Raw genomic sequence first — 12,662 nt, 5'->3', positions numbered from 1 at the left:
CGGATCCCCGTGCACACGATGCTCCGCCCCTGAACCTCGACGTCACACAACTCACTTGCGTCGCGTATGTTCGATTGACGCGCGACAAGCGCCATCTGTGCCGGTTTATCGTTTGAGATTTCCATGGGGAGCTGCATGCGCAGTGACGCGTAGAGCGGGTCCGAATGGGCGCTCGGTAGACTTGTTCGCGGGTGGGCGTCTGCCATCGGATGAGGCGATCCGATCAGCCGGCCGGGGTCGTCGGGATGGAAGTCCTTACGAGCGGCCTCCCTTTCCAGGCGAAGACTCCGCGTATCCTCCAGCTCCCGCAGCAGCCTGGGATCGGTTACGTCCTTCATCTCGGTATACGACACGGTCGTGGTCGGTTGCGCACTGGTAAATTCGCTCCAGTCGCCGTTGCGGTCGCGCCCGAAGAAATGATCGTTCCGCCCGATGACGTCGGGGTCCATGTGAGACCTGTCGCCGATGGCCGAGGTCCAGGCCGCGGCCATGTCTGCGCCGTATGAGGCGCGCTCTGCTGCTGACATGCCTGTCGCGCGCGCCATGTCACCCAGTGTGGCTGCGCCGCGGCGGGTTCCCATGAGATCGTTGTCCAGCATGGTCTTCCAGATCTTCTCGGACTCTTCCGGCCCATTCGCGCCGTGATTTCGAGCGGCCTCGAGAAGTTTTCGGGGTGTCCAGGCGTTGGGATCCACACCGATATTCTCGAACGCCTTGTCGTGGGCAAGCTGCACATATCGCCCAGGCAGGTTCAATGCACCCTGAGGTTCGTGGGCTTTGAGGCGGGCCTCGCGCATCGCTAAATCCTGATTTATCAAATCAACGCCGAAATTGTCCCAGTCGCGTTCTGAAAGCGTCTTATGGCTATGTTCTCGGGCGTAGGCTTGTGCGTAGGCATTCGCAGTGGCGCCTGGCATGTTGTCATTACGTACCACCCCAAGTGCTAACTGTCCGTAGCCGTCGTTCCCTGGAAGCTGGGCAAGATAATTCCAATACAACTCGCGGTTGCCTTGCTCGGCGTAGCTTCTGAGAATCTCGAGGTCGGAGCTATCGAGTGCGTGCGGTTGCTGCGACATTTAGCGAACCTCTCGGTCTTTGAGTGTTTTTCTGACGAACGCTTCGAGGCGTTGCCAGTTCGGCATCACGACCCTCAGATAGCTGAGAGTCACCACGACGCGATACTCGGGAATGAGGAACTGATGCCTGCAAGTTGATCGGCGGCCTCCGTCTCGTGCGTCGACGATACGGCCGTTTTCGAGCCGCGCGCCGTCCTGGATCAAATGAGAGGAACATTCAATGAAGGTGGTCGGCACTCCATTCGGCCCTATGCGGACGAACCAGTCCGCATTCTGGCTCGGCGTTGGCGACCGCGCTCGCTCTCCATACCGCTTTATGTAGTAAGTGCGGAATTTGTCGAAGTCGACATAATAGGGAGTCAGCCCGTAGATGGGGTTTTGTTCGATCCGTTGATCGAGATTCGTCGCCGGATGCATGCGCTGGCGTGGATCACCCGGATCCACAGGTTCGACAGACCTGCGGAGGTGCGTCTGATACTCGGCGTCGGTAAGTTGCTTCACCGGGTCGAGGTCGATGGCGATGTTGTTGAGGAAGTACTCTGGTGTGTCGTGATAGTCGATGCCCATGGGAAGTGGCTGCAAAGAAGGCCACTGCACGTTCAACATTAGCCCACCATCGGAATCCGGCCCCGATTGCTGGTAGTACATGCTTTTCGGAAAACGAAAGCGATGAGGCCCGAGCTTCGCGTCAACAGTCGGTACGGCCGCTTCGCTTTTATCGGGGGGAGCTAGCGGAGCAAGCAACGATGCCGACTCTCCAGCATGCAGAGGCGCCGCGCTGAGCGCCGCAAGAAACGCAATTAAAGACTTGGAAACAGGCATGGCCTCTCCTTGGTCGATCGTCTGGGGCGGCGGCGTGTTCGGCTTCCGCGATGAGGTCAAGGTACGGCAAATGACGGGTGTCGGCACCGACGGGGTCACCACGATCTGCTCGCCCGCCCGCAGGGACATGAGGCTGGTCGACGATGCGGGTGTCGACGCGAGGTGGCTGTCGTCGCGATGGGCGGCAACGAACTGCTTCAATGCATCGGACTCACGCCTCGCCAGCGATTCATCCCGAGGCCCATGGACGACGCAAACCGTGAAACGGCGGTCGAGCATAATGGCGTTGTTGCCGTAGCGGTCGTGCAGGGCGCTCAGGCCCCGCGTCGTGGCAAGACATCGCCACGGCGATTCCGCGTCGGTCAGCGCGGCGATGGGCGGAAGCGTGTCGAGGGCATGGGCCAGCAGTAACGACGACTCGCCCTCGTCCAGCGCCGCCTGCCACTGGCGTATGGCCGATTCGATAAAGGGGCCGGACGCGGTGCGCCACCGATCGGGCACATCCAGGTACACAGTCGCTCGCCGCCAGGATGCCGGTGCCAGCCTTTCGCTCCGCGTGGCGGCATCCACGATCGGGTCCGCAAAAGGCGCCAGAACGTCGGAGACACGCTTCCAAACGATATCGATACCGGCATCATCAAGCCCCAGCCACCCACGAAGTCCTCCCCTGGCCTGGAAACCGACTTCAGGACGCTCTGCCAGCGTCTGCAGGAAGGCGCGTCGGGATACGTAGTGGACGGCCTGTGCGCAAAGCCGGTGGATATCGCCCGGGACGGCCGGCGGCGCATCGTTGTGCGCAGACCGCAGCACGTCGGCGACCACATGCGCCAGGCTGACGAACGCGTTCCGCGTGTGACTGACGATGAATCGTTCGTGTCGGTTCGCCTCAGGGAACCACGCCGCAGCAAGGTGTCGAAGCTCGTCGACCAACAAGCCTTGCGGTCCCCACGCGCCGGCCAACGGATTCCAGGCAGGGCCGCCGCCGAAAGGGTTCAGCCGAAGGACGGTCCTCCCGGGTGCCGCCTGTGCGAAGGCAAGGCTGCGGGAGCCGCAGTCGATGACGAGGGTGGACCCGTCTGCGTGTCGCAGCGACGCAAGGACGACGGCGTGCGCCTCAGGATAATACGGAGCGGACACGAGGACCGACGCGGCATCGGGTGCGCCCAGCGTGCGCCCACGCTCTTTCGTTACGTGAATTGCACCGGGCTTGATCGCGGTAAGCAGGAGGGACGAGGCTGATAAGCGGTCGAATGGGCCGGACACCGGGACCGAGGGAGCCCGGCGCCGCAAAAACACGATACCCAGGCACCACAGCAATAGCGGCAGCACCAGCCCCGCGCCCGCGCAGATCGCGATGCGCGTTGCATACGGCCGGTAAGCCGGCTGATCGAGCACATGCCAATAGTCGTGCCACAGGCCGGGTGCGAAGGCCGACATCGGCAGGCCTAGTGAGAAAAGGATCAATCCGCTCGCGAGGGAGGGGGCGATCGCACACGCGCCGAGGGCCGAAACAGCCGCGCCGACGCGCCAGAACCATGGCTCCATGCCATTCCTTGGTGATTGTTTTCCGGGTCGAATTATCGCATGGGTGCGGCCACGGCCAACCTGCCGACGCGACTCAGACGATGTTGGTCCACCGCCACCAGTCGGTCTTCTTCTCTTCGCGCACGAAGGTGAAAAGTCCCGCACCGAGAATCAGCACGATGCCCACGAGCATCGGCCAGTCGAGATGGTCGTGGAAGATCAGATACCCGAACAGGATCGCCCACAACATCTGGCTGTACTGGGTCGGTGCCACGCGCGCCGCCGGGGCGTTCTGCGTGGCAAGCATCAGCAGCACCGCGCCCGCCGCCGCGAGCAGCCCGTAGCCAAGCACCAGGAACCACTGGTGCAGGTCCGGCCACACGAAGTGCGGCAGCATCATGATGAAGCCGGCGATCATCGGCCCGATCACGCCCGCGCCGTAGAGGGTGATGCGCTTCTCGGTGGCTCCGGCCATGCGTAGGGCGATGATCGACAAGGCACCGGTGATTCCGCAGATGATCGCCGCGACGTGGCCTTGGCCCAGGTGACGGAATCCGGGCCGCAGAACGACCAGCACGCCGAGAAATCCCACGACCACGGCGGACCAGCGTCGCCAGCCCACGTGCTCGCGGAGGAACACCACCGAGAGAATCGTCACGAAGATCGGCAGCAGGAAGATCAGTGAGAACGCCTCCGCCATCGGCAGGGCGGTAAAAGCCATGACGGCGGTGATGTTGCCGATGGCGCCGGCCATGGCGCGCAGCAGCCAGAGGCCGGGCATCTTCGACACCACGACCTCGCTCCAGCGGTCCCCCGGCTTCTTCAGGAACGGAAAGGCCGCCATGGCGAGGACGGCGCCGAAGAACACCGCTTCATACGGCGGCAGGGAGCCCTCGAGGGACTTCACGAAGGCATCGCTCCACGCGTAAGCCGCGTAGCAGGCGAAACCGAGCAGGACGCCTTTGAACATGGGGAAAATCCTTAAGGCGGGGGCATCCCATTATGCAAACGTTTGCAGCCCTTGTATGCATGTTGCGGGACGCCATGACCCCGGCCCCGCGCGGGTCTACAATCGAGGGCTTTCCGGCTGCCCACGTACGAGTACCCGCATGGCTCACCGTCTCGACCCGCTCGATCTTTACGACGTCCGCTCGCTGCTTACCGATGAGGAGCGCGCCGTGCAGGACGCCGTTGGCCGTTTTGTCGACGAAAAGGTGTTGCCGATCATCGGCGACGCGTTCGAGCAGGGGCGTTTCCCGGCGGAACTGGTCTCCGAGATCGCCTCTCTGGGCCTGCTCGGCGCCACGTTGCCCGAGGAATACGGCTGTGCCGGCATGAACGCCGTGAGCTATGGCCTGATCTGCCAGGAGCTGGAGCGGGGCGATTCCGGTCTGCGCAGCTTCGCTTCGGTGCAGAGCTCGCTGTGCATGTATCCGATCTTTGCCTACGGCTCCGAGGAACAGAAACGCGAGTACCTGCCGCGCATGGCCGCGGGCGAGGTGATCGGGTGCTTCGGTCTGACCGAGCCGCACGGTGGGTCGGACCCAGCCAACATGAAAACCGTGGCTCGCCAGGACGGCGGCGACTGGGTGATCAACGGCGCCAAGATGTGGATCACCAACGGCAACCTGGCGCACATCGCCATCGTCTGGGCGCAGACCGACGACGGCATCCAGGGCTTCATCGTGCCGACGGACACCAGGGGTTTCGCCGCGCAGGAAGTCCACAAGAAGATGAGTCTGCGCGCCTCGGTGACGTCGGGTCTGTTCTTCGACGACGTACGTGTTCCCGACAGCGCGCGACTCCCCAACGTCAAGGGTCTGAAGGGCCCGCTGGGCTGCCTCAATCAGGCGCGCTACGGCATCACCTGGGGCCCGATCGGCGCCGCGCAGGCCTGCCTGAAGGAAGTGCTCGACTACGCCTCGCAGCGCATTCTGTTCGGTCGCCCGCTGGCGGCCAACCAGGCCGTGCAGATCCGCGTCGCCGACATGGCACGCCGCATCACGACGGCGCAGCTGCTTTCGTTGCAGCTCGGTCGCCTGAAAGATGCCGGCCGTCTGCAGCCGACGCAGGTGTCGCTGGCGAAGTGGAACAACGTGCGCATGGCGATCGATATCGCGCGTGACTGCCGCGACATCCTCGGTGGCGCGGGTATCACGACCGAGCATTCGGCGATCCGCCACGCGCTGAACCTGGAATCGGTCATCACCTATGAAGGCACCGAGACCGTTCACCAGCTGGTGGTCGGTCGGGAGCTCACCGGCATCAACGCATTCTGAGGCACGTGCCATGCACGGCCCGCGTATCGAGACCGACCGGCTGATCCTGCGCCCCACCGCGGCGGAGGATTTCGAGGCGTGGGCCGCATGCATGGGCGATCCGGAAGTGAATCGCTTCCTGGGCGGCCCGCAGCCACGCGCCGTGGCCTGGCGCAACTTCATGACCATGGCCGGCTGCTGGAGCATCAACGGCTTCGGCATGTTCTCCGTCATCGAGCGCGCGAGCGGTCGCTGGATCGGTCGTCTGGGTCCCTGGCAGCCCGATGGCTGGCCGGGCCATGAGATCGGCTGGGGCATGGCGCGGGATACCTGGGGCAAGGGTTACGCGACCGAAGGCGCCGCCGCGTCGATGGACTGGGCGTTCGACCATCTCGGCTGGAGCCAGGTGATTCATTCGATCGCGCCGACGAATATCGCGTCCATCGCCGTGGCGAAGAAGCTCGGTTCTCGCTGGCAGGGGCCCGGCGCGCTGCCCGCGCCCTCCAAGGATGCTGTCGTCGACCTCTGGGGCCAGACGCGCGAGCAGTGGCTCGCCCGGCGTCGCTGACGTATACGCCGGGCGGGCTCGTGTGTGGCCTCGCCCGGCTCTCTCTCTTACGAGTATTTCGCCATGTCCGTCCCACATCCCATTCCCGCCCGGCACAAGGGCTTCAACCGCGCCGAGATCGTCGACCAGAACTTCGTCGAGTACGTGCAGTTCTGGCAGGGCGACGTCGCGCGCGCGCCGCAGGACGATGAACCGGTATTGCCGGGCAGCGCGCTGGATGCACGCGGTTTTCGCGAACTGCTCGAGTCGCAGCTGATCAGCCGCCATCTCGATCTGATGGCACGGGTGCTGCGCGTACAGAACAAGGTGTTCTATACGATCGGCTCGTCGGGCCACGAGGGCAACGCGATGGTGGCGCGGCTGACGCGGCACACCGATCCGGCCTTCCTGCATTACCGCAGCGGCGGTTTCATGGCCGAGCGGTTCCGCAAGCTGCCGGGCATGGATCCGGTGATGGATTCCGCGCTGTCATTCGCGGCGAGCCGCGAAGATCCCGCCTCGGGCGGGCGGCACAAGGTGTGGGGCAGCAAACCGTTATGGGTGTTGCCGCAAACCTCCACCATCGCATCGCACCTGCCCAAGGCGCTGGGCACGGCCATTGCGATCGAGCAAGGACGCCGCATCGGGCATGCCCTGCCGATCCCTCAGGATTCGATCGCGGTGTGCTCGTTCGGCGATGCATCCTCGAACCACGCGACCGCGCAGACGGCCTTCAATGCGGCGGCGTGGACCGCGTACCAGAAGCTGCCCGCCCCCGTGCTGTTCGTCTGCGAGGACAACGGCATCGGCATCTCGGTGAAGACGCCGGGCGGTTGGGTGGCGAACAACTTCCGTCACCGCCCCGACCTGGATTACTTCCATGCCGACGGGCTGGATCTGGCGGGTGGTTATGCCGATGTCCAGCGCGCCGTCGAACACTGCCGGCGCACGCGGCGTCCGACCTTCCTGCACCTGACCACCACGCGTGTCATGGGCCACGCCGGCACCGATTTCGAGATCGAGTGGCGCTCGATCGACGAGCTGGTGGCGCTCGAAGCGACCGATCCGTTGCTGCGCAGCGCGGCGATCGCACTGGCCTCGGGTCTGTACGACAAAGACAGCTTGCTCAATCTTTACAACGCCACGCGCAACCGCTGTTTCGAAGCGGCCGAGGACGCCGATCGCCGCCCGCGGCTCGCGTCGCTCGAGGAAGTCATGGCGCCGCTGGCGCCGTACACGCCGGACGCGGTTCGTGCGGAAGCGGAACGCGCCGCCGATGCCGCCGAGCGGGAGCGCGTGTTCGGCGGCGCCGACAAGCTCCCCGAGGCGCAGCCGCCGAAGCATCTGGCCGTCCAGATCGGTCAGGCCCTGCACGATCTGATGGCGAAGTATCCGGAAAGCCTGCTGTTCGGCGAGGACGTCGCGCAAAAGGGTGGTGTGTATACGGTCACCAAGGGTCTTCATAAGGCGTTCCGCAACACGCGGGTGTTCAACACGCTGCTCGACGAAACGATGATCCTCGGCCTCGCGCAGGGCTATGCCAACATGGGCATGCTGCCGCTGCCGGAGATCCAGTACCTGGCGTACTTCCATAACGCCTGCGATCAGATCCGCGGTGAAGCGGCTTCCTTGCAGTTCTTCTCGAACGACCAGTATCGGAATCCGATGTTGATGCGCGTGGCCTCGCTGGGTTATCAGCGCGGCTTCGGCGGTCACTTCCACAACGACAATTCGATCACCGCGCTGCGCGACATCCCCGGCCTCGTCGTGGGCTGCCCGAGTCGCGGGGACGATGCTGCGACGATGCTGCGCACGATGGCGGCTCTGGCGAAGGTGGACGGCCGCGTGACGGCCTTCCTCGAACCGATCGCGCTGTACATGACCAAGGACCTCCACGAAGCCGGCGACGGTCGGTGGCAGTTTCCCTATCCGGCACCTGGTGAGGCCATGCCGCTGGGCGAGGGGCGGGTTTATGGCGACGACGCCGACGACCTCGTGGTGTTCACGTTCGGCAACGGCGTGCCGATGAGTCTGCGTGCCGCGAAGCGTATCGAGGCGGAGCAGGGCTGGAAGGTGCGCGTGGTCGATCTGCGCTGGCTGGTGCCGCTGAACGATGGCTTCATCGCGACGCAGGCGGCGAAGGCGAAGCGCATCCTCGTCGTGGACGAGGGGCGCAAGAGCGCGGGCGTCGGCGAGGGAGTGATCACGGCGATCGTCGAAGCGGGCCTCGGGCACGTGCCGTTGCGCCGGGTCGTCGGTGCGGACACGTTCACACCGCTGGCGGGGGCGGCGTTTCTGGTATTGCCGGGGGACGACGATATCGTGGCCGCGGCGGAATCGATGCGGGAGCGCACGTAGACCGCAGCGCGGCCTAGTTGGCCACCTTACCCTCGCGCCGCACCAGGGCCGGCCCCGCCGGCCCCGAGCACACCACCCGGTTGCGACCCGCCAGCTTGGCCGCGTACATCGCCGCGTCGGCGCGTTCGATCAACGATTGCAACGTATCCGCCGGCGTGCGCAACGCCACGCCGATGGACACCGTGAGCGGTTCGCTGTTCTCGCCCAGGTGAGCATCCAGTCGTGTGATGCGGCGGCACAACCGTGTGGCAACCTGCATGGCGTTCTCGCGATCCACGCCCTGCAGCATGGCGACGAACTCCTCACCGCCGAAACGACCGAGCAGATCCGAAGGCCTCAGTTCGTCTCGCAGTGCCGCCGCCACCGCCACGAGCGCACGGTCGCCTGCGGCGTGACCGAAGCGGTCGTTGAGTTCCTTGAAATGGTCCAGGTCGAGGAAGAGCAGGGCGATCGGACGCGACAAGCCTTGCTCCAGACGCTCCAGCGCGGCATCCGTCCAGGCGCGGCGGTTGTGCACCCCGGTCAGCGGGTCGCTGTCGGCCAGCTGCCGGGCGCGATCGCGATCGTGGCGGATGGTGAGTGCGCGATCCGACAAGCCGATCGACAGTACGATGGCTTCGAACGCGCCGAAGGCGATCGCCGCGTTGGGCAGCCACGGCGCGTCGGCAAGCATGCCCTGGGTCTGCGCACCGCATAACGCGGTCAGCAACAGCAACGGTGTCCAGCCCACGAGGAAGAACCAGGCGTGTCGCGAGCCGCGGGCCGCGGCGATGGCGCCGGCGACCAGCAGCAACGATGCGCCGATCAAAAGCAATGGCTGCAGCAGCAAGGCCGCCGTCTGCACGAGCACCTCGATACCCGTCGCACGCAACACGATCAGCACGGGCATGCCGACGGCGAACGCCAATACCGGCATGCGCAACAGCGGTGCGTAGTCATCGATCTTGGCGAAGCGCAGCACGAACAGCGCCGAGAACGAGACCGAAAGCGACGTCGCCGCGGCGCCGAGCGTATCGCCCATGCCCGCCAGCGACTCGAACTCCAGGGGATGGAAGATGTAGCCCGTCTTTACGCCCTGGATCAGCGCGTAGCAGACCAGATAAGCCGCGTACCAGCCGAAGGTCATGTCACGCAGGATGGCGGCGAAGCACATCGCCATCAGTGCCATCGTCAGGATGACCGCGAAACAGGCCGTCGCGAAAGCGACCCAGCCACTGTCGTCGCGCAGATAGTCGGCCCACGAACTGGTCGACAGCGTGACCGCGCCGGCGGGCATCGTCGTCGGCTCGAACTTGAGCAGGATCGTGTGCGATGCGGGCATTGACGCGGGCAGGCTGAACATCAGGCGCCCATGTCCATGCACGCCGGGGCCGAAGTCTTCGAGCGACGTGGAGACCGCGCGCCCGTGTTCGTCGTAGAGGGACACGGCACCGAGACCGGGCGTGTTGATGCTCAGCACGCGTTCGCCGGCGGTCCAGGGCGGAAGTTGTCGCAGGATGACCCACGTGCCGTTGGCCGACGCCGGGAAGACCTGCATACGCGCCGGATCGAACGAGGCGAGCGGCCGGTTGTAGGCTTCGAGCAGGACGTCCGCCGGGACGTCACCGGGATGGGCCTCACGCCAGTTGCCGGTGAGAGTGGCCGCAGGTGCCGCCATGACGGTGAAGAGAAGGCAGGTGAGTGCCGCCTGGAACAGGCGACGTATCCACTGCCACTGTCTTTCCCTCGAGCTCATGCCAGTCCTGCATCCGACGTACGGCGGCGCGCCAGCCGGGCGCGCGACGTGGATCCGGCGGCATTCCAAGGAAAGCCCGTCTCCCCTTACCAGCGGCCATATTGTGCCGCTATTCGGCAAGCATGTCGCCTTGACCGTTGGAGGTAGGTGAAGGGCCTAGGCCGTCGCCGGAGCGGCCAGACCGCCGAAGCGCTCCAGCAGCTGGGTCTGCGCGTCCCGTACCGGCTGCCCGGCCGCCGGCTGGAGCAGCGCGTAACCGCCATCGGCCTGCTGGACCCACGCCGAGTGGTTGTCGGTCAGGTAGAGCTCGAGCTCGCGGCGCACACGCTGGCATAGCTTCTTGCCCTCGATGGGGAAGCAGGTCTCGACACGGCGGTCGAGGTTGCGCTCCATCAGGTCGGCACTGGCCAGGAAAAGTTCGGGCTCGCCATCGTTGTGGAACCAGTAGACGCGGCTGTGCTCCAGGAACCGGCCGACCACCGAGCGCACGCGGATGTTCTGCGACACCCCCGGAATGCCGGGCCTCAGGCAGCACATGCCGCGAACGATGAGCTCGACGCGGACGCCTGCCTGGCTCGCCCGGTACAACGCGCGGATGAGCTTGGGGTCCGTGACCGCATTGATCTTGAAGACCAGTTCCGCTTTTTTGCCGGCGGCGGCATTCGTCGCCTCGCGGGCGATGAGGTCGAGCAGGCCCTTTTTCAGGGTGAACGGCGCATACAGCATGCGCTTCATCTTCAGCGCCTTGCCCATGCCCGTGAGCAGACGGAAGAGGCGATGCACGTCGTCGCACAAGGCCTCGTCCGAGGTCAGCAGGCTGTAATCGGTGTAGAGGCGCGCGTTGCCCGAGTGATAGTTACCCGTGCCGAGGTGCGCGTAGCTCACCAGTTTTCCGTTCTCGCGGCGCTGTACGAGCATGAGCTTGGCATGCGTCTTCACGCCGACGACGCCATAGGTCACCACCGCACCGGCCTGCTGCAGGCGTGACGCGAGGCTGAGATTGGATTCCTCGTCGAACCGCGCGCGCAGCTCGACCACGGCGGTGACTTCCTTGCCCGAACGTGCGGCGTCCACGAGCGCGTCGACGATTTCCGAATTGGCGCCGCTCCGGTACAGCGTCTGCTTGATCGTCAGCACCTGCGGGTCCTTCGCCGCCTGGCGCAGGAAGTCGACGACGGGCGAGAACGACTCGAACGGGTGGTGCAGCAATACGTCCTGTTTGCCGATGACCGCGAACATGTCCTCGGCCGCGGCCAGCACCTTGGGCAGTGCCGGGATGAAGGTCGGGAACTGCAGGCGTGCGTACTGCGGCTGCAGGGTCATCTCGAAAAGGCGAGCCAGGTTGACCGGGCCGTTGACTTCGTAAAGGGAGTCGGCCTCGAGCGAATACTGCTTCAGCAGATAGTCGACCAGCGGCTTGGGACAGTTATCCGCGACTTCCAGGCGCACGGCGTCGCCGTAGCGTCGTGAGAAGAGCTCGCCGCGCAGCGTGCGCGCGAGATCTTCCACGTCTTCCGGATCGATCGTGAGATCCGCGTTGCGGGTCAGGCGGAACTGATACGAGCCCAGCACGCGCATGCCGGGAAAAAGATCGTCCGCGTGCGCATGGATGATCGAAGAGAGCAGGACGTAGTTGTCGCCGCCCTCGCAGATCTCCGGGGGCATGCGGATCAGACGCGGCAGGATGCGCGGGGCGGGAACGATGGCGAGGCCCGAATCCCGGCCGAACGCATCGGTGCCTTCCAGCTGCACGATGAAGTTGAGGCTCTTGTTGACCAGGCGCGGGAACGGATGGGTCGGATCGAGGCCGATCGGCGTGACCAGGGGCGCCACTTCATGGCGGAAATATCGGCGTACCCAGAGCTTCTGCTTATGCGTCCACTGGTTGCGCCGGACGATGGCGATACCCTCGGCGGCCAGGGCCGGAAGGATTTTCTCGTTGAGGATCTGGTACTGCCGGTCGATCTGGCGATGAGCGACCTCGGCGATCTCGGCGAGCACGCGGCGTGGCGGAATGCCGTCGGCGCCGATCACTTCGTGGTCGAACGCGATCTGCTGCTTGAGGCCGGCGACGCGGATCTCGAAGAACTCGTCCATGTTGGACGAGAAGATCAGCAGGAATTTGAGGCGTTCGATCAGCGGCTTGGATTCGTCCAGCGCCTGGTCGAGGACGCGGATGTTGAACTGCAGCTGCGACAGTTCGCGATGGAGGTAGAGGCTGCTGTCACTGAGGTCGACTTCCGGCAGGTCCGGCGGCGCCGCGGCTTTGCTGGCGGGGACCCTCGGTGTCGTCGGCGTCTCGTTGGGTGGCGTCATCGTGTCCAGGGCGTCGTCCTCGTCGC

The 12,662-nt window shown here is 65.0% G+C and carries 8 protein-coding genes; 3 read left to right on the top strand and 5 right to left on the bottom strand.

What is annotated here, in order from left to right; translation table 11 throughout:
• The 3 genes from B5X73_RS21040 to B5X73_RS13880 form a co-directional block, all read right to left on the bottom strand.
• The coding region (locus B5X73_RS21040; RefSeq protein WP_079522186.1) for a hypothetical protein at window positions 1–1,076 on the bottom strand (1,076 nt) is incomplete at its 3' end.
• Entirely contained in the window at window positions 1,077–3,443 is a 2,367-nt protein-coding gene (locus tag B5X73_RS13885; protein WP_079522184.1) for a type IV secretory system conjugative DNA transfer family protein, read from the bottom strand. It abuts the gene before it with no gap.
• A 73-nt stretch (window positions 3,444–3,516) separates the two neighbouring features.
• Window positions 3,517–4,392 carry a DMT family transporter gene (locus B5X73_RS13880; RefSeq protein WP_036111503.1) on the bottom strand — a complete coding sequence of 292 codons (876 nt, stop codon included), beginning with the start codon at window positions 4,390–4,392 and terminating at the stop codon, window positions 3,517–3,519.
• 139 nt (window positions 4,393–4,531) lie between these two features.
• On the opposite strand from B5X73_RS13880, the gene B5X73_RS13875 reads away from it, so the two are divergent.
• The 3 genes from B5X73_RS13875 (at window position 4,532) to B5X73_RS13865 (ending at window position 8,585) form a co-directional block, all read left to right on the top strand.
• Window positions 4,532–5,701: an acyl-CoA dehydrogenase family protein gene (locus B5X73_RS13875; RefSeq protein ID WP_079522183.1), complete on the top strand. Its 1,170-nt coding sequence runs from the start codon at window positions 4,532–4,534 to the stop codon at window positions 5,699–5,701.
• Between the two features lie 10 nt (window positions 5,702–5,711).
• Complete coding sequence (locus B5X73_RS13870) at window positions 5,712–6,248, top strand: GNAT family N-acetyltransferase (RefSeq protein ID WP_079522181.1); 537 nt, start codon at window positions 5,712–5,714, stop codon at window positions 6,246–6,248.
• A gap of 63 nt (window positions 6,249–6,311) precedes the next feature.
• Window positions 6,312–8,585: a thiamine pyrophosphate-dependent enzyme gene (locus B5X73_RS13865; RefSeq protein ID WP_079522180.1), complete on the top strand. Its 2,274-nt coding sequence runs from the start codon at window positions 6,312–6,314 to the stop codon at window positions 8,583–8,585.
• Window positions 8,586–8,598: 13 nt separating this feature from the next.
• Here the strand turns inward: B5X73_RS13865 and B5X73_RS13860 are convergent, their stop codons facing one another.
• A complete protein-coding gene (locus B5X73_RS13860; RefSeq protein WP_079522178.1) occupies window positions 8,599–10,320 on the bottom strand; it encodes a sensor domain-containing diguanylate cyclase in 1,722 nt (573 codons plus the stop codon).
• A gap of 156 nt (window positions 10,321–10,476) precedes the next feature.
• Entirely contained in the window at window positions 10,477–12,636 is a 2,160-nt protein-coding gene (gene ppk1, locus B5X73_RS13855; RefSeq protein WP_079522176.1) for a polyphosphate kinase 1, read from the bottom strand.
• Window positions 12,637–12,662: the final 26 nt, after the last annotated feature.

Origin of the sequence: Luteibacter sp. 22Crub2.1 (genome assembly GCF_900167995.1) — a bacterium.
GTDB classification, from domain to species: Bacteria; Pseudomonadota; Gammaproteobacteria; order Xanthomonadales; family Rhodanobacteraceae; genus Luteibacter; species Luteibacter mycovicinus.
The sequence above is the reverse complement of the archived record's forward strand: the minus strand, read 5'-3'. Positions and strand labels throughout refer to the sequence as shown.